Source organism: Woronichinia naegeliana WA131 (genome assembly GCA_025370055.1).
In the GTDB taxonomy this organism is placed as follows: Bacteria; Cyanobacteriota; Cyanobacteriia; order Cyanobacteriales; family Microcystaceae; genus Woronichinia; species Woronichinia naegeliana.
Genome location: CP073041.1, coordinates 2,874,464 through 2,891,345, shown reverse-complemented (window position 1 = coordinate 2,891,345; position 16,882 = coordinate 2,874,464). Strand labels below are relative to the sequence as shown.

General features: G+C 39.2%; 12 protein-coding genes and 3 pseudogenes. 8 read left to right on the top strand and 7 right to left on the bottom strand.

Annotation, left to right across the window (positions count from 1 at the left end; translation table 11 throughout):
- The first annotated feature begins 29 nt into the window (after window positions 1–29).
- Window positions 30–497 (top strand): hypothetical protein, encoded by a 468-nt coding sequence (locus KA717_14755; protein UXE63723.1) that lies wholly within the window; start codon window positions 30–32, stop codon window positions 495–497.
- 3 nt (window positions 498–500) lie between these two features.
- Here the strand turns inward: KA717_14755 and KA717_14750 are convergent, their stop codons facing one another.
- Window positions 501–1,928, bottom strand: a complete 1,428-nt coding sequence (locus KA717_14750) for a transposase (GenBank protein ID UXE63722.1) — start codon at window positions 1,926–1,928, stop codon at window positions 501–503.
- Window positions 1,929–2,002: 74 nt separating this feature from the next.
- On the opposite strand from KA717_14750, the gene KA717_14745 reads away from it, so the two are divergent.
- Window positions 2,003–2,500, top strand: coding sequence for a hypothetical protein (locus KA717_14745; protein UXE63721.1), 498 nt, complete (start codon window positions 2,003–2,005; stop codon window positions 2,498–2,500).
- 155 nt (window positions 2,501–2,655) lie between these two features.
- Here the strand turns inward: KA717_14745 and KA717_14740 are convergent.
- The 3 genes and pseudogenes from KA717_14740 to KA717_14730 all read right to left on the bottom strand — a co-directional run bounded on the left by KA717_14740 (window position 2,656) and on the right by KA717_14730 (window position 5,693).
- Window positions 2,656–3,997: pseudogene (locus tag KA717_14740) on the bottom strand (IS5 family transposase).
- Window positions 3,998–4,305: 308 nt separating this feature from the next.
- Complete coding sequence (locus KA717_14735; GenBank protein UXE63720.1) at window positions 4,306–5,481, bottom strand: IS4 family transposase; 1,176 nt, start codon at window positions 5,479–5,481, stop codon at window positions 4,306–4,308.
- A 17-nt stretch (window positions 5,482–5,498) separates the two neighbouring features.
- Window positions 5,499–5,693 carry a transposase gene (locus tag KA717_14730; protein UXE63719.1) on the bottom strand — a complete coding sequence of 65 codons (195 nt, stop codon included), beginning with the start codon at window positions 5,691–5,693 and terminating at the stop codon, window positions 5,499–5,501.
- Window positions 5,694–5,861: 168 nt separating this feature from the next.
- Between KA717_14730 and KA717_14725 the strand changes: the two genes are divergently transcribed.
- Window positions 5,862–6,299, top strand: a complete 438-nt coding sequence (locus tag KA717_14725; protein UXE63718.1) for a hypothetical protein — start codon at window positions 5,862–5,864, stop codon at window positions 6,297–6,299.
- A gap of 18 nt (window positions 6,300–6,317) precedes the next feature.
- Here the strand turns inward: KA717_14725 and KA717_14720 are convergent, their stop codons facing one another.
- A complete protein-coding gene (locus KA717_14720) occupies window positions 6,318–6,509 on the bottom strand; it encodes an EAL domain-containing protein (protein UXE64669.1) in 192 nt (63 codons plus the stop codon).
- Between the two features lie 171 nt (window positions 6,510–6,680).
- Window positions 6,681–6,893: pseudogene (locus tag KA717_14715) on the bottom strand (FHA domain-containing protein).
- An 83-nt stretch (window positions 6,894–6,976) separates the two neighbouring features.
- On the opposite strand from KA717_14715, the pseudogene KA717_14710 reads away from it, so the two are divergent.
- Both KA717_14710 and iscB read left to right on the top strand, forming a co-directional pair.
- Window positions 6,977–8,314: pseudogene (locus KA717_14710) on the top strand (IS5 family transposase).
- A gap of 741 nt (window positions 8,315–9,055) precedes the next feature.
- Window positions 9,056–10,333, top strand: coding sequence for an RNA-guided endonuclease IscB (gene iscB, locus KA717_14705; protein ID UXE63717.1), 1,278 nt, complete (start codon window positions 9,056–9,058; stop codon window positions 10,331–10,333).
- Window positions 10,334–10,834: 501 nt separating this feature from the next.
- Here the strand turns inward: iscB and KA717_14700 are convergent.
- Window positions 10,835–11,563 (bottom strand): glucokinase, encoded by a 729-nt coding sequence (locus KA717_14700; protein UXE63716.1) that lies wholly within the window; start codon window positions 11,561–11,563, stop codon window positions 10,835–10,837.
- Window positions 11,564–11,967: 404 nt separating this feature from the next.
- Between KA717_14700 and KA717_14695 the strand changes: the two genes are divergently transcribed.
- The 3 genes from KA717_14695 (at window position 11,968) to KA717_14685 (ending at window position 16,879) form a co-directional block, all read left to right on the top strand.
- Entirely contained in the window at window positions 11,968–15,084 is a 3,117-nt protein-coding gene (locus tag KA717_14695) for a pentapeptide repeat-containing protein (GenBank protein UXE63715.1), read from the top strand.
- A 92-nt stretch (window positions 15,085–15,176) separates the two neighbouring features.
- Window positions 15,177–16,376, top strand: coding sequence for a glucokinase (locus KA717_14690; GenBank protein UXE63714.1), 1,200 nt, complete (start codon window positions 15,177–15,179; stop codon window positions 16,374–16,376).
- 194 nt (window positions 16,377–16,570) lie between these two features.
- The gene (locus KA717_14685) at window positions 16,571–16,879 is read left to right on the top strand and encodes a hypothetical protein (GenBank protein ID UXE63713.1); all 309 of its coding nucleotides are present in this window, start codon (window positions 16,571–16,573) and stop codon (window positions 16,877–16,879) included.
- The last annotated feature ends 3 nt before the right edge of the window (window positions 16,880–16,882 follow it).

The window sequence follows — 16,882 nt, the reverse complement described above, 5'->3', positions numbered from 1 at the left end:
CCTATAGGAAGTTATGAATAAAGAGAAAAGTGTCTACTGATTTTGCAGAGAGAAAGATGGAAGTAAACGACCTAAGTTTTGACGGAATCGTTCACTGTTTAAACGAGGTCATTGGGAAGATAGATGACCCCCGTTCGGTTAGTAATGCAACGAAATATAGTCTAAGAGAGGCGATACTGGGGGCATTTGCCGCCTTTTTTATGCAAAATGAGTCATTTTTAGAGTACCAACGTCAGCTTAACAGCCGTTGTGGGCGAGATAATGCTCAGAGCTTGTTTGGACTAGAAAAAATACCAACAGTAGAACAGATTCGCAACATTGTGGATGGGGTAGCAGCGAGTAGTCTATTCCCTTTGTTTGGGTTAATTTACCAAGCATTGAGGAGCATGGGATTCTTGAAAGCCTATGAAATATTGAGGGGAAATCTTCTAGTAGCAATGGATGGGACAAATTACTACACTGGACAGTGGGAAGTTTATGGATGGCAGAGAAGGTAATGACTATGCGGCCAAAGTAAGTCTATCAGGACTTGGAAAAGGGTCAAGTTTAGCGGCAAGGAATTTAGGCAAAAGCAGACTAGGTGGACTTTGAGGAAAAATCATTGGGGCTTGATGTTGGATGGCTAGTTGAGCAATGCGTTCACTAGGATAGCCATGGGAGGGTAGAGTCCGAAACCAGCGAGGGAAATTAGCCCAAATCCCCTGGGGTAACTCTAAGGAAAGAATTTGAAGTAAGCCGAGAACAATGACATGAAGATTAACAAAACGCTCAAAGGCTTCTACTTTGTTTAAAATCTGAGTCTGAACAGTTTGGGGATAGTCAGGGAGGATAAGATTGCTAGGCCAGGTCGGTAAAGTAGGAAGAGCCTTAAGCCAAAAACGATAGGCAAAGCCGCCCAAAAGATGGATTAATTGACGAAAAGTGACTTCAATCTTAAATCGGAGACCGTAAGCGGCAATAATCTCAGGTCCAGTCAAACAGAGGTCAGTAGAAAGCAGAATCAGTCTTTGTCCGTTGGGCAATTGGGTGAGGACAAACTTAACGAGCTGATGGGGACTATCCCAGTGGAACTCAAAGCACTGATAAGAAACGGAGACTTGTTGACCATAGAGCCAGACTTTAGCGGTGGGAAAATCCTCCACAAGAGCAAACAGGCTTTCTAGTTTTATTGAACTCCCCCAAAGCCGTGGTCGTCCTTTCCCCCTCAAGGTCGGAACGGAAGAAAAGGGAGCATATGCCACTGTAGAGCAACGCACTCGGGTGATGAGATGCAAGGCATTTTGGCGAAAACTTTTGAGCACTGCTCCACAAGCGAAGTAAGCATCCAAAATCACATAGCTTCCCGCCTCTGCGTAGGTAGTGCAAAGCTCCCCCATTTTCGTGACTAGAGTAGTCTTCTCTTTTTTGCTGCCTTTTTTCCCTTCCTTTGCCGTTGCTTTGGACTTGATGCCATCGTCTAGCCGCAACACTAAGGGCAAGGCAAAGCAGGCTTTTCCTGCTCCCACCAAAACACTCAAGGCATTGAAGTAATGCCCCCTTATCCATTCTGGCTTCGCCACATTTCCGGATTCTTGGTGTAGTCGTTTTACCCCTGGCATCTTGCGCCCTTCTTTCCCCACTTTGATTCCATCCCCCACATACACTCGTTTTTCCTTGATTCGATATAGATTTTCATGCTGACTTACCCACTTCGACCATCCCAAGGTCAGTCCTTTGACGTTAAATGCCTTGGATTCAAACCAATGTAGTGCCTGATGGTAGTAGCTCTCTGTTAACCCTAAGGCATTGACATAGCTTGTTATTGCGCTCGGTTGGCTGTTGAGCACTACTCCCCAGGCTAATAGGATAAACCATTGGTACGTTGCTTCTCGGCTAAAGGCGGGACGGAGATTCTCTAGGATTTGCTCTAGTCGCTGACATAGTTGCATAATTGATAGATAGCACTGGCTATCTATTTTCTATATCAGCCAGTTTCGGACATAACGGCACTCTTGGGTATCGCATGTCCGATTTTCTTTTCTCACTTACCCTGCTCGAGAACTTCCCACTGTCCAGTTACTACAGTTCGGAAAAAGTAAATTGTCCATGCTGTTCAACCAAAACGTCAAAACAGGGAAAAGTCACCTACTTCCATCAGGCATTATTGCCCGTGATTGTTTCCCCAGACCATGAATCAGTTTTTTCCTTACCCCCTGAATTTATTACCCCTCAAGACGGTTCTGAAAAGCAAGATTGTGAGCAAAATGCGGCGAAACGTTGGATAAGTAACCATGCTAGTTTGTTTGCGGGACAGAAGATAACTCTGCTAGGGGATGACTTGTACAGTCGTCAGCCCACTTGTCAGCACTGTCTCGACCACGATTTCAACTTTATCTTCGTCTGTTTACCGACTTCTCATCCCACACTCTATGAATGGTTAAACTATTTAGGGCTTGCTGAAAAAGTCAAAAAACGAAAGAAATGTGGGTTAGGGAAGTATGGACTGAAAAAGCATAGATAACTTATCCTTATGGAAACAAATCAAAATACAGATTTTGTTTAATCTATTGTTCCTTTCTGTCTAAAAAGGTCAACACAAATCACTCCTCACAAAAGAGAGGAAAATTAACACCATTTTTCACAAGAAAAACGACTCTACAACTTTTTACTTTTTGTCTTCTGAAGTAGAGTAGAAAGATTCATTACCAAAAAGTTCATCGCAATTACCGTTTCCGAGGTCTCAGGTAGTTTGGCCATCACTCGACCAAGACTAAATTTCCTCTTTCCCTGTCCGAATTTACCCTCAATGGCATTACGCACTCTTTCATCTGAGCGTGCCTCTTTCTTTTTTTCTTTGCTCACCTCTTTCGGCGGTCTTCCCAATCGGGGACCACTCATTCTTATATCCCTTTCTTTACAATAAGCTCGATTCGCTTTTGTTCGATAGATTTTATCCACATGAACCGATTCCGGATAACATCCTGTTTCCCTTTTATATTCTTCTATTCGCGCTTGTAAATCTCCCGATTCGTTGTAATTATCCCAACTTAATTTGTCTAAGAAGACAAAGCCATTCACATTACTTGCCGATATTTTAGCTCCAAACTCTACTGCTTTTCCCGCTTTTCCACGCACTATTGGACGCACGTGAGGTTGGCTTACACTCACAATTCTGTTTTCTACTTTATTTGTCTTTTTTTCATACATTTCTAACTGTTGCTCATACACTTTTCCTATCGTTACAAGCTCTTCTTGCTCTTTTTTCGTTAGTTTTTCTAACTTTGCTCCCTCTTCTATCATTTTTTCTATATCAGACAAGTTTCTTTTTATATATCCTAGTTGTTTTTTTGTTCCTTTTCTTCTTTCTTTTTTTGACACACGACGTTTTTTTGCTATGGCTAAGTACTCTTTTCTTGCCACTTCCCTATAAGTCCTCGGCTTTTCTTTCCTTTTCTCTTTTATTTCTTCATACAGCTTATCTATTATTTTTTCTATTTTTTCTCTGGCATCATTCAATATTCCTATATCCGTTGGATATTTTATATCTGCTGGTGTACAAGTCGCATCTAACAATAACTTTCCTTCATTTTCTTTTTTTTCTGACGCTACACCCGTCGCTTTTTTTTCTATTTCTTTATTAATTTTATTTATTTATTAATTCCATTCCTATTTTTTTACGAAAATGAACCATCATTGACGCACTAAATGCTTCTTTGCTACTATAGCTTTCCATTCCTATAAAGTACTGTAAATAAGGGTTCTCTTTTATTTGTTCTACTGTTTCTCTGTCACTTTTTCCTGAAATTTCTTTGATAATTAATGCTCCTAATGCCATTCTAAATGATTTGGCTGGGGCTCCTTTTTTTTCTGTGAAGTTTTTTGCATATTCTTCCTCATATTCTTCCCAAAGAATCATTTTTGACATTTCTATCCAACGATTTTCTTCGTCTAACTGCCCGCCGAACAGATTTTTCAAGTTTTCTGGTGTTTCAATTGAGTACTGTTGCTTTCGGTACATCTGCTTTCTCTCTTCTTAATGCAATGGTTTTGAGGCATTCTACCCTATTTTCGTGCATTCTAGCGGTTCTTAATTCGCCTACTATTTTTCTCCGTAAAGGTTTCAGCTTTTTTCAGCAAGCCCTATTTAGAAGCGAATGGAGAAGTCAAAACCACTCAACACCGACGTTGGAATGGGAAGTATTTCGAGATTTGGCACTGCCGTTATCTCAATCAGATTCCCCTGCGAGACCAACAGCCTGCTTTGTTGGTTAACTGGTGTGAGCTAAAAATCCACCGCGAATCCGATGCTCAACCTGACTTTTCCCGTTAAGTGCGGATTGCAAGCTGCCAGCCTTGGCAAAGGTCATGCAACTTCAACCAACCGCGCCAAAGGACTTGGATACCGAGAGGAGTTTTACGACGATGTTCAAGATAACCACCAAGAAAAGCAACAGACTCGACAGCCCAAGCAACAGTCAAAATAGGGGGAAGTTTTTGAGAGGCGGCTGCTTTTAACACCTGAAGTTGAAGAGGATTAAGAATTTCAATCGCGAGAGCATCGGGCTGGGTACGATGAAGATAAGTAACGTGTAAAAGTTCAACAGCAATGACACTTAAAAAACCCAAAAGAGTTTTCATTCCATCAGAGGCAAGTCGATAACGCTCACTCTGACAACCAGACTTAAGGACTTTATGAAATTCTTCAACCCGCCATCGGTAGGTGTACCAACGAAGAATAGTGACAGCCATCTCAATAGTCTCAACAACTTCTGTAGTCAGAAGCATCCAAGATAAAGGAGTTTCGCCTTCGGGACAATCGATTTCTGTCGCATAAACAGCATAGACATTCAACGGGTCACGATTATCAAAACGATAGGGAGTTCGTAGATTAACTGAGCAAAATCGGACGGCAAGCTTAACCTTCCGTGCTTTTCTTTTTCCTGTACTCGGAATCTCGATTTCTTGATGAAAACGAATCGGTTCTGATTCCAAATGTTGCCAAAGTCGTTCACTATTTTTGTCTAAACTACGATTATGAGACGCTCTGACCAGCACTCCTGTATGCTTGAGTTGACGCACTGAGTCAAAGACTTCTGAAACATCTCCTTCTCTGTCAAATACATGAATTACCCTCGTTGAACTTTCTACCTGTTTCTCACAGGTGTTTAGAGCCTCTACCCATTTGTAGGATTCTTTTTCCTCAAATGGTCTTTGACGAGCTGCTTTTCTTTGTTCTTTCTGTCTTTCTTTTTTCTGCTTCGCCGTTTCATCTGTTGGGGGCTTTTCTTTTACCTCCCTATTCCACAGTTTTTGCCATAATAAACCTAATACTTGTCCTTTTTCTGGCTCAATTGCTAAAGCACTATGCAGTATTAATCCATTCCCTCCTTTTCCAGTCGGCCCATACCCTTCCCTTTTTTCCTTGATATTGCGATAATCTAAGAAGGTCGTATCTCCGACTGATAGCATTATCTTATATTCTTCTACGGCGGCAGTTGTCATTTCACAGTGCGGCTCTATTATCTTGACAAAGTCTGTTTTCGGATTCCCAAAAATTCATAGGCCCTCTTTAACTCGTTTCCTCCCTTAAACACTTCTGATAAGGCTTTTCCAAACCCCTCACTTAACTTTTTCCCAATCGAGAAGGCACGATTGTTTAGCCTCTCGTCTCCCAATTCACAACTGGCAAAGTTTTTTGTCCACCATTCCAACATTTTTTGACCTGCCCTTTAAGATTTTCTCCATTTTACAGTCTCATACTCCCTTCATCCTTTGTTTTTGAAATTTGAACGATAAGCGGGATGATGGCTTCAGAATATTTTTTTCCTGTCAAGAGAATCATTACTCAAACCCTTGCCAGATAAAGCCTCTAGAAGTTTGCATTGCTGGATTTTGGACTTAACGGGAAAAGTCAGGATGCTCAACTTCTTTATCACAATAGTTGGATTACCAATCATTTTCTCACCCCTCACATCGTTCTTGATGTCTGTCGTGCTGGACGGACTCGTTGGCGCACTGAGAACGAGAATCACAATATTCTCAAAAATCGAGGCTATCACTTAGAGCATAATTTTGGGCATGGTAAACAACACCTCGCCTCTGTTTTGCTTACCCTGAATTTGCTGGCTTTTCTCTTGCACACGGTTTTAGGTTTGGTTGATGAACGTTACCAGAGAATTCGCGTCCAACGCGGCACTCGTAAGGGATTCTTTCAATATATTCTCTCTTTGACCAAATATCTGTTCTTTGAAAGCTGGCATCATCTTTTAGATTTTATGCTTGATGACTCAGTTTCTCTCGCTGTCTCGAATTCTTCCTAGTTGATTAATTGGCAATTTTCATAGCAAAACCCTTGCCAGTAAATACATCGAGCCTTTTGTATCTTTGACTACATTCTGAATTTGGAATTGCTGAAATTGAGTCATCTTCTCTGCCGAGAGAGGCTTACTGAAACAGTAACCTTGCATTTCTTCACAGCCTAATGATTGTAACAACATTGCCTGCTCTTTCGTTTCCACCCCTTCAGCCACAACTTTGAGATGAAAACCTAGCCCTAGGGTCAAGATGGTTTCTATAATACGCCTGATGTGAGTTGGGGCATGGAATGGCGTAAACTCGTTTAATTGATGCTTTCTCTAATTAAAGGGGGGGGGCTAAAACCCTTGCTGACTACTAGGTTATTTTAACTCACATCAGACGTATATAATATGAAACGATATCTCTAAATTTGTATTAATTTTCTTAATCAGGGTCGCATGGTATCGCGAAATCTGAGGGGAGGGAATTACAATTGAGTTACAAGGATGGCGACCAATCGAATAATAGGAATTCCGAAGATGAATGACTCTTTTAAATGAGGGGGAATCAATAATTAGGGCTTGCTGAAAAAAGCTGAAACCTTTACGGAGAAAAATAGTAGGCGAATTAAGAACCGCTAGAATGCACGAAAATAGGGTAGAATGCCTCAAAACCATTGCATTAAGAAGAGAGAAAGCAGATGTACCGAAAGCAACAGTACTCAATTGAAACACCAGAAAACTTGAAAAATCTGTTCGGCGGGCAGTTAGACGAAGAAAATCGTTGGATAGAAATGTCAAAAATGATTCCCTGGGAAGAATATGAGGAAGAATATGCAAAAAACTTCACAGAAAAAAAAGGAGCCCCAGCCAAATCATTTAGAATGGCATTAGGAGCATTAATTATCAAAGAAATTTCAGGAAAAAGTGACAGAGAAACAGTAGAACAAATAAAAGAGAACCCTTATTTACAGTACTTTATAGGAATGGAAAGCTATAGTAGCAAAGAAGCATTTAATGCGTCAATGATGGTTCATTTTCGTAAAAAAATAGGAATGGAATTAATAAATAAAATTAATAAAGAAATAGAAAAAAAAGCGACGGGTGTAGCGTCAGAAAAAAAAGAAAATGAAGGAAAGTTATTGTTAGATGCGACTTGTACACCAGCAGATATAAAATATCCAACGGATATAGGAATATTGAATGATGCCAGAGAAAAAATAGAAAAAATAATAGATAAGCTGTATGAAGAAATAAAAGAGAAAAGGAAAGAAAAGCCGAGGACTTATAGGGAAGTGGCAAGAAAAGAGTACTTAGCCATAGCAAAAAAACGTCGTGTGTCAAAAAAAGAAAGAAGAAAAGGAACAAAAAAACAACTAGGATATATAAAAAGAAACTTGTCTGATATAGAAAAAATGATAGAAGAGGGAGCAAAGTTAGAAAAACTAACGAAAAAAGAGCAAGAAGAGCTTGTAACGATAGGAAAAGTGTATGAGCAACAGTTAGAAATGTATGAAAAAAAGACAAATAAAGTAGAAAACAGAATTGTGAGTGTAAGCCAACCTCACGTGCGTCCAATAGTGCGTGGAAAAGCGGGAAAAGCAGTAGAGTTTGGAGCTAAAATATCGGCAAGTAATGTGAATGGCTTTGTCTTCTTAGACAAATTAAGTTGGGATAATTACAACGAATCGGGAGATTTACAAGCGCGAATAGAAGAATATAAAAGGGAAACAGGATGTTATCCGGAATCGGTTCATGTGGATAAAATCTATCGAACAAAAGCGAATCGAGCTTATTGTAAAGAAAGGGATATAAGAATGAGTGGTCCCCGATTGGGAAGACCGCCGAAAGAGGTGAGCAAAGAAAAAAAGAAAGAGGCACGCTCAGATGAAAGAGTGCGTAATGCCATTGAGGGTAAATTCGGACAGGGAAAGAGGAAATTTAGTCTTGGTCGAGTGATGGCCAAACTACCTGAGACCTCGGAAACGGTAATTGCGATGAACTTTTTGGTAATGAATCTTTCTACTCTACTTCAGAAGACAAAAAGTAAAAAGTTGTAGAGTCGTTTTTCTTGTGAAAAATGGTGTTAATTTTCCTCTCTTTTGTGAGGAGTGATTTGTGTTGACCTTTTTAGACAGAAAGGAACAATAGATTAAACAAAATCTGTATTTTGATTTGTTTCCATAAGGATAAGTTATCTATGCTTTTTCAGTCCATACTTCCCTAACCCACATTTCTTTCGTTTTTTGACTTATTCAGCAAGCCCTAATTAGGGCTTGCTGAATAAGTATAGAACCCTTGCCAGATAATGCTTTCAAGCATTTTAAAAACGATCAGGTGCAAGGTTATGGCCTTTGGAGGCTCAAAGCCCATGCACGTCGTTGGAAAACTGGGGGTTGAAATTGGAAACTACTCTCTGAAGTCACCATTTTTCGCCTCCTGTGGCATCTAGGTTCGTTTTGTGGACTTTTTCAGCAGACCCTAATTAATCGATAAAACATAAGGATTACTTGTTCAAAAAACAGCGAGATAGCGATCGCAGGAGGTCAGCACCCCCGACTGAAGTACGGGGGCTTCGTGCCTCTAACTTCAGTTAGCTGACCAGGTTAAGTCCTTCGAGGACTACGTTTTTTGAGTCATAACACCGACGAATGCGTAGCCAGTTTGTCGCTCTGTTGTTGAAAGTTAAACATCTTTACGGGGTTAAGGAAGTGCTTTCAGCCTAACAAGCTCTTAAAACATTACCGAGGCTAACATTACCCAAGAAATTGGAGTTATCTATGTCTAATTATGTTTTTGTTATTGATACCGATAAACAGCCTTGTAATCCAGTGCATCCTGCTCAAGCACGATTGTTACTGAATCAGAAAAAAGCTGCTGTATTTCGTCGGTATCCCTTCACCATTATTCTCAAGGAGAAGCAAGAAGATGTAGAAGTCAATTCGTTGACTCTTAAAATCGACCCAGGCTCTCAAGCAACAGGGATTGCTATTCTCAATGGAGAAGATGTCATTTGGGGAGCCGAATTATCTCACCGAGGACAACAAATCAAGTCCGACTTAGATTCCCGTCGCGCTATTCGTCGTAATCGCCGAAATCGTAAAACTCGCTATCGTCCTGCTCGATTCCTTAATCGGAAAAAGGAAAAGGGATGGTTAACTCCCAGTCTCCAACATCGAGTAGATACCACGCTAACCTTGGTCAAGAAATTGATTCGTTACTGTCCTGTCACTAGCATTGTTCAGGAGTTGGTTCGATTCGATTTACAGAAAATGGAAAACCCTGAAATCTCTGGTATTGAATACCAACAAGGAGAGTTACAGGGTTACGAAGTGCGGGAATATCTCTTGGAAAAATGGAACCGTCAATGCGCCTATTGTGGAGCAAAGAACATCCCTCTCCAAGTTGAGCATATTCAACCCAAGGCGAAGGGCGGAACTAATCGCATTTCCAATCTTTGTTTAGCCTGTGAACCCTGTAATATTGGCAAGGGAACTCAGGATATTAAAGACTTTCTTTCAGGAAAACCTGATGTCTTGAAACGAGTATTGAGTCAGGCAAAGTCTCCTTTAAAGGATGCCGCCGCCGTTAATTCGACCCGTTGGGCTTTATTTAATGCCTTAAAGATCACTGGATTACCTGTTTCTACGGGATCTGGTGGACAAACTAAGTTTAATCGCACTCGATTAAAATTAACTAAAGCTCATTGGATTGATGCCGCTTGTGTAGGAACGATTGATTCTTTACGGATTGTCACCAAGCAGCCTTTATTGATTAAGGCAACAGGACATGGATGCCGTCAAATGTGTCGCACCGATAAATTTGGCTTCCCATCTCGTTATGTCCCTCGCCTTAAGTTTATTAAAGGATTTCAGACAGGTGACATTGTTAAGGCAATCGTAACTTCTGGAAAGAAAATCGTAACTTACGTTGGACGAGTTGCTGTTCGTTCTAGTGGTAGTTTCAATATTTCAACATCCTCACAGCTAATACAAGGAATTGGGCATAAATACTGTCGGGCAATTCATCGTAAAGATGGTTACTCCTATAGTTTTTAACCCATATTTTACGGGGGAATAAATTCCCCTGAGTCGTTTTTCCTCTCAGGTCTGAAGACGCTGAGTTTCCAAACTCCCACCTTTTTCTTATGAAATTCAATAACTACTTAGCAGTTTGCGCAAGTAGTGTTATTTTTGCTGTATATGAAATGCTATTCCTCTGTCCTCTGTCAGACTTTTTGACTCAGGTCTCTGAGTTTTGTCTATATAAGGCTTGCTGAATAAGTATAGAACCCTTGCCGGATAATGCTTTCAAGCATTTTAAAAACGATCAGGTGCAAGGTTATGGCCTTTGGAGGCTCAAAGCCCATGCACGTCGTTGGAAAACTGGGGGTTGAAATTGGAAACAACTCTCTGAAGTCATCATTTTTCGTGTCCTGTGGCATCTAGGTTCGTTTTGTGGACTTTTTCAGCAGACCATAAATAGCTGCTATTTTGAATTCTTCACTAAATGTAATCATAAAAGATTGATCACTATATTTATCCATATAGCTTATGGGCTTAGCTATGTAGTTGTGTCTCTTCCTTGATATTAGAGCCGTTATCTATCCCCTTAATACTGACAGGGATTTTTTCTAATAATGCTTTCATTCGTCCTTTATTCGTAAATTGATGAATAAAATTTTTCTTAAATTCATCTACTCTGTTCATATCCTGATATCCTTCAATAATTTTTATAGTGATCTCACCAGACAGATAAATTCCACCGTATGGCAAAGTTTTTAGTGCAAAGTTTCCTGCTTCTGCTGCGTAAACTTCTATAAAAAACTTTATCGTCTCTTTACAAAGCAGATTCTCTGTTTTAATTCCAGACTGCACGACTTGTAATGCTGGATGTTCTAATGAATTTCGATTTTCAGCATTAGAATTTTCCCAACTTTGAATAGCATCACTTATCTCAGGCAATTCGACCAATTGTCTGTTATAACGAAGAAATTGATAAATACTGACAAGGCCAGAATGAGAAACAATCTGTCCGACTGAAACAGTGATGGGATTAGCTTGTTGTTTTTGAATATACTTTACAAGCTTAAACTGCTCTTCAGTACGAGGAGCAAAATCAGTATCACCTCCCTTCGTGTTGTAGAGAGTATCTGTGCCTGCATGTCGAAGCCAAAATGATTCTATTAATCTCTCGCCAACCTCGATCTGTGCTTTAGTAGCGTCTTCTTGTCGTTCACCAGACTGAAGAATTGCTAGACAAGTATATTGCTGTTTAGTTTTTGACATAGGGAGATGTAAGGAAATGTAAATTTTTTTTCTTGTCTGCATCTATCTTGCTCCTTTGAATTATAAACTTAAAACTGGAGCCAGTCTAGTTCGAGAACTGGAAATTCTTTTCCCGCTAGTCTTCCAACATTGGGGGAGTTCGGAACTTCCTTAGTTCAAGTTCACCAAGATCTAAAGTCTTGACAAAATTATGGAGATGCGATACACTGTCTAGAACTTTTCTAATTTCAAAGTCCCTCAGAATTGAGGTGAAAGATTGAGAGGATGATCTTTAAAACTACGGGTTTCAATTGAGACGAGATATTAATCCTAATACAGGCTTAATACAGGCATTTTTTATCTATCTCAGTTAAGATTATACGCCGTTAGTACAAATGCAAGCTTAGATACTTCAAGAGGATTAAATGTTAGGATTTGGAAGTTTGGTGGAAATTTTTAAGACCGATGTAGGTGACTTAGCAGAAGGTGTTGAAAGTGCAACTGGAATGGGTAAGGCACTTTTGGATGTGTTCAAAAAGATAAAGGAAAATGAAAGTGATCCGAATATTAAAAATCTTATTGCTACTAGCGGAGCATCATCTCTGTTAGAGTTGTTGAACTGTCCACCAATACAGATAGTTGGAGAATCACTGCCTTTTGTATCTGGGGTATTTAAATTTATCAAGCTTTATGAAGAACATCAGAATGAGAACGCTCCTCCGTCATATTGTGCATCTCTTGTTAGTGAAGCAGCCTGTTTACAAAGTTATTATGAAGTTCTAAGCTGGACTGAAAACCAATGGGTTTTAGAGCGTATTGGGAATAGCCAATCAACCCAAGAAGTTAAAAAAGAGATTAAGAATTTGGTAGAGATAGAACTCACTAGGGAAGAGATAAGAGACATGATGAACTGTTTTTATGGGTCAAAATTAGCAAGTAACTTTGATTCTATTCTGATGAAAAGGTTTCAGGAATCTGGATTAAATGAAGATGAAGCGAAGATCTTAACTGCAAGAATTAGCCGTCATACCCATCGTTATCTGCTCGACATTGTGGTTGAATTGGGTGATAAAGTCAAAAATTTAGCGGCTATCTATCCTGCTGAAGGACGAAGAAATAATATCGATACATACATGAGCATTGATCGTTACCTAGAAGAAAACATCAAAACACTACCTGACAAAAAAGTATTTAAAGAAAATTTCTCCTATAAAGATATTTACGTGCCTCTTAATGCTCGTTGTTTAGATCGCAAAAAAGATGAGCCTCTAGGTTTGGAGCGCAAAAAAGATGAGCCTCTAGAAAGCTTGGTAAAAAATTGGCTTCGGGATAGCGAAAAACAGGCTAAGGTTATGTTTGTTCAGGCTACACCTGGAAGAGGTAAAACCCTTTTTTGTCGAATGTTTGCTGAGTTTGTGCGCGCCAATTTGTATCCGATCTGGATTCCAATTTTCATTGAGTTAAAGAGTATTAATAATGAAGCCAGTCTAAGTCTTAGGGAAAAACTAACAGAAGCAGTTAATAAATCTTTTGCCGACGGAGCTAATGGTGGTTGGTTAAGTGATCGCAACACACGATTTTTATTTTTACTAGACGGGTTTGATGAATTACCAGATGATAGACAGAGTAGTTCTGAACGGAAGGATTTTTTAAAGTCAGTATTAGACTTTCAAAAAAAATGTAATGAAGAGTCCGATATGGGTCATCGAGTTTTGATTACTGGCAGGACATTAACCTTAACAGATGTTGCTCTTAGTAGCGGCTTTATAGAAAAGGGCTTGTTAGAAAAGTGTGAGCGAGTAGAAATTTTAGAAATGAATGAAAAACTTCAAGATGAATGGCTTGAAAAATGGGAAGCCTGTTCTGTTAAAGATCCATCTCTAGAATTTGTAAAGCAAAATCCAGAATTTGTAAAGCAAAATCCAGAATTTGTAAAGCAAAAAAACGAGTTGTTTCGGAATTTTTTAAAGAGTAAAGATTGCCCAACCTGTTTATGCGGATCTGACTCGGAGGTGGGTTTGGCTCAAGAGCCTTTGTTGCTCTATCTTCTTGCTTCCATGTATCAAAAGGGGCATTTAGATTTAGAATTAATAATTAATACTAAAGAAAGTTCAGATAAAGTTACAGTTAAAACTCTAATTTATCAAAAATCATTGGAGTGTGTATTAACTGAATTACGGCCAGAATCCAATCAGGAATTCCAAAAATCAGTGAAACGTATTTTGCAAGAGGTGGGACTTTGCGCTGTTCAAACATCTGATGCGCGTATTGAAACCAAATTTATTAAAGCTCGTTTAGAGAAAGATCATGTATACAAAAAAAATATTGTGGAAAATGAAAATCTCTTCACACAAGCCCTGGCAACCTTTTATCTTCAACAACCGGCTGATGCCAATCAACAGCAAGACTCTGTTGAGTTTGTTCATAAAAGCTTTGGAGAATTTCTATGTGCAGAGCGTTTAAAAAATAGTTTAGAGGCATGGGTACGGACTAACTCAAAAAGTTCAGGCGATGAAGTTTCTGACGAAATTTTTGATAAACAAGTTTACGATTTATTCGGCTATGGAGGAATTACGACGGAGATTCTAGAGTATTTAGTGGATTTGCTAAGATCAAGCGAGGAATTTGGGCAGGAAAACAAAAACAATATCAAGAATTTATCTAAACGCTTGCAAGATTTTTATTTTCGTTGGTGTAAGGGAGAATTTATTAACGACCCTTTAATTATACCAATTCTGCAGAAAAAGATCGCTGAACTAAAGCAGTATAGAGTTTCTGTTGATCTAAAACAACTTGATGTCTATGCTGGCTTGAATGTAATGATCTTATTGCTAGAATTGTATCGTTACGCGAGAAGAGAAGCCCCCAGTATTCCAGAGGAAGAAATACAATTTTTGCCTTGTAAAGACGATCCAAGTCAGTTGTTACGTATTATTGGCTATAGTAACTGTATTAAAATTGGAGAATTTGCCGAGAAAGTTGGCCCTTTTTTGGGTTACGCCAAACTTGATGGAGCAGATCTTGGTGGAGCCTATCTTCGTGGTGTCAACCTTGAAAGAGCGTCTCTTAGTCAGGCTAATCTTAGTGGAGCCTATTTAAAAGGAGCTAATCTTAAAAAGGCAAGACTCAAAGATGCAAATCTGAGAAGGGTTAATCTGGAAAGTGCTGATCTTACTGAGGCCTATTTAATTGATGTTAACCTTAGCAATGCTGATATGCGTAGTTCTAATTTAACTGAGGCTAATCTGTGTGGTGCAGATCTCAGCAATACTAAGTTAGATGATTCTACTTTTCATTCTGCCTACCTCGGTGGCACTGTTCTTAGTACCGCCAATCTAAATCGTGCTGATATGAGGGAAGCAATACTTTGTAGTGCTGTTCTGGAAGGAACTAATTTGGAATTAGCTAAACTTAAAAATGCTGATCTAAGAGGAGCTAATCTCAAAAATAGTATCTGGACTTGGGCCGAATATGATGAGGCTAAAGGCTTAGATAAGACACGTTATTGTCCGCAAGAAATAAAGCTGCAAAATAATGAATAAAATGAGCCATAAGCTTTCTTGCTAATCAGGAATGTTGGCTCGATCTAAAAAAATAGACATATTGGCAAAATATACTTAAAGGGGTTATTTCTATGGTGCGTTTATTGGTGGGAGATATTGGAAAAAGAGTTAATTTATCTCTTCTTGAAACAGAAAAAGATGTTAATGAAATAAAAGATTTTTCTAAAGATTTTCGTGTCTTATATATGGATAGTTACCCTTTACGTATCTATTCAGATCTTAGTGAAATGATCAAGGCGTTTTTAGCAGACGCACCAGGAACATTAGATCTTTTACAAGAACCGATTACAAAGGCTTGTTTTGCTGTACCTAGTCCTGTCACCGAGGACAAGATAGTACGAAGTGGATGGGAAAAGTCAAGGGGACTCACAAAAGAATCTCAATGGGGAGAGCTTAATACAGAGTCTTTAATACAAAAACTTAAGATTGAACAGATTTCATTAATTAACGATTTTGAAGCGGTTTGCTATGGAATACATCTATTGAGAACATCACGACAGATTCAGGAGGATTTATATTTACTGAACAAAGAAAAACATTCTCCAACGAACAATGATTCATGTCAAACTAACTTTGCTGTTGTTGGTGCAGGGACTGGTCTAGGAGAGGCATTTATGGTTATTGAAAAGGAGGAAATCAAAAAAGTATGTGCTACTGAAGGAGCCCATGCAGATTTTCCTTGTCGTTTTGAGGAAGAGTATGAATTATATGAATTTCTTCGTAAAAAATATTGTGAACAAAATCAAGATTCACATCATATTTCTGTTGAGCGTATCGTTTCAGGTCAAGGAATTATTGATATTTATCAGTTTCTACGCGAGGACAAGAATTTACTGAAAAATAAGCAATCTAATCCTGAGCTTCAGGAACTTGATGATGATGGGCTTCAGGAACTTGATGATGAAATAAAGATCTGGGAAAATGAAAATAAGGAAGATTCTCATGGAGATCGTGGAGAAAAAAGTGTGGATCCAGCAGCAGAAATTTCTAAATTTGCTCTTTTAAGGAAAAGTGAGCTATGTCAGAAAACAATGAAGATATTTTTATCTGCTTTTGGGCGTGAGATTAGAAATTTTATTTTAAAAACTTGGTCTAATGGAGGGTTATATATCGCTGGTGGCATTGCTCCGCGAATTTTGCCGTTACTGGAAGATGATGATACTTTTCGAGAGGCTTTGGGTAAAGATTTATATGATAAAATGCCGATATATGTTGTTCTGAATCGAAACGTAGTGCTTATGGGAGCCGCATTCTGTGCGGTGCATCTCTAGGTTAAATGATTAAACAAAGATTTGTACTATTTAAGGAGGATTGGAATACGAAAAACCATTAACGATCGAATCAATGCTCGGATAGATTCCATGCAAATTGCAGCGATCGCTACCCTCTCCTAGTCAAATTTTCCCCTAAAATAAAGAAGCTCTGTTACAAAACTTCAAACTTATTTCTGTAGGGTATTCTTACCATGGCCACCAGCGATCGCAAACGACGAATTTTAGACCATGTAACCCAGAGTGCCGATGGTTTAAAATTTTTGAACACTAATCTCAAGTCTGCTGCTCCAGAACCAGAGACTCCGCTCCCCATTGTTGAACCGCCCCCGATCGCGCCACCACCCGTTTCAATCACCAAAGTGAGTAGCGAAGAACGTAAACGGCGGATTCTAAATCATGTCACCCAAAGTAGCGGTGAATTTGGCAGCTTTTCTCTTGACCCGTCAGAATCAGAGAAAAAACGAGTGTTAGAGCATCTTCGTAAAAGCGTTGAGCCTTAGGCA

What these genes read in the sequence shown, in the direction of transcription:
- KA717_14750 (UXE63722.1), bottom strand. Translation starts at nt 1,928, where the DNA reads ATGCAACTATGTCAGCGACTAGAGCAAATCCTAGAGAATCTCCGTCCC.
- KA717_14745 (UXE63721.1), top strand. Translation starts at nt 2,003, where the DNA reads ATGTCCGATTTTCTTTTCTCACTTACCCTGCTCGAGAACTTCCCACTG.
- KA717_14735 (UXE63720.1), bottom strand. Translation starts at nt 5,481, where the DNA reads ATGACAACTGCCGCCGTAGAAGAATATAAGATAATGCTATCAGTCGGA.
- KA717_14730 (UXE63719.1), bottom strand. Translation starts at nt 5,693, where the DNA reads ATGTTGGAATGGTGGACAAAAAACTTTGCCAGTTGTGAATTGGGAGAC.
- iscB (UXE63717.1), top strand. Translation starts at nt 9,056, where the DNA reads ATGTCTAATTATGTTTTTGTTATTGATACCGATAAACAGCCTTGTAAT.
- KA717_14700 (UXE63716.1), bottom strand. Translation starts at nt 11,563, where the DNA reads ATGTCAAAAACTAAACAGCAATATACTTGTCTAGCAATTCTTCAGTCT.
- KA717_14695 (UXE63715.1), top strand. Translation starts at nt 11,968, where the DNA reads ATGTTAGGATTTGGAAGTTTGGTGGAAATTTTTAAGACCGATGTAGGT.
- KA717_14690 (UXE63714.1), top strand. Translation starts at nt 15,177, where the DNA reads ATGGTGCGTTTATTGGTGGGAGATATTGGAAAAAGAGTTAATTTATCT.
- KA717_14685 (UXE63713.1), top strand. Translation starts at nt 16,571, where the DNA reads ATGGCCACCAGCGATCGCAAACGACGAATTTTAGACCATGTAACCCAG.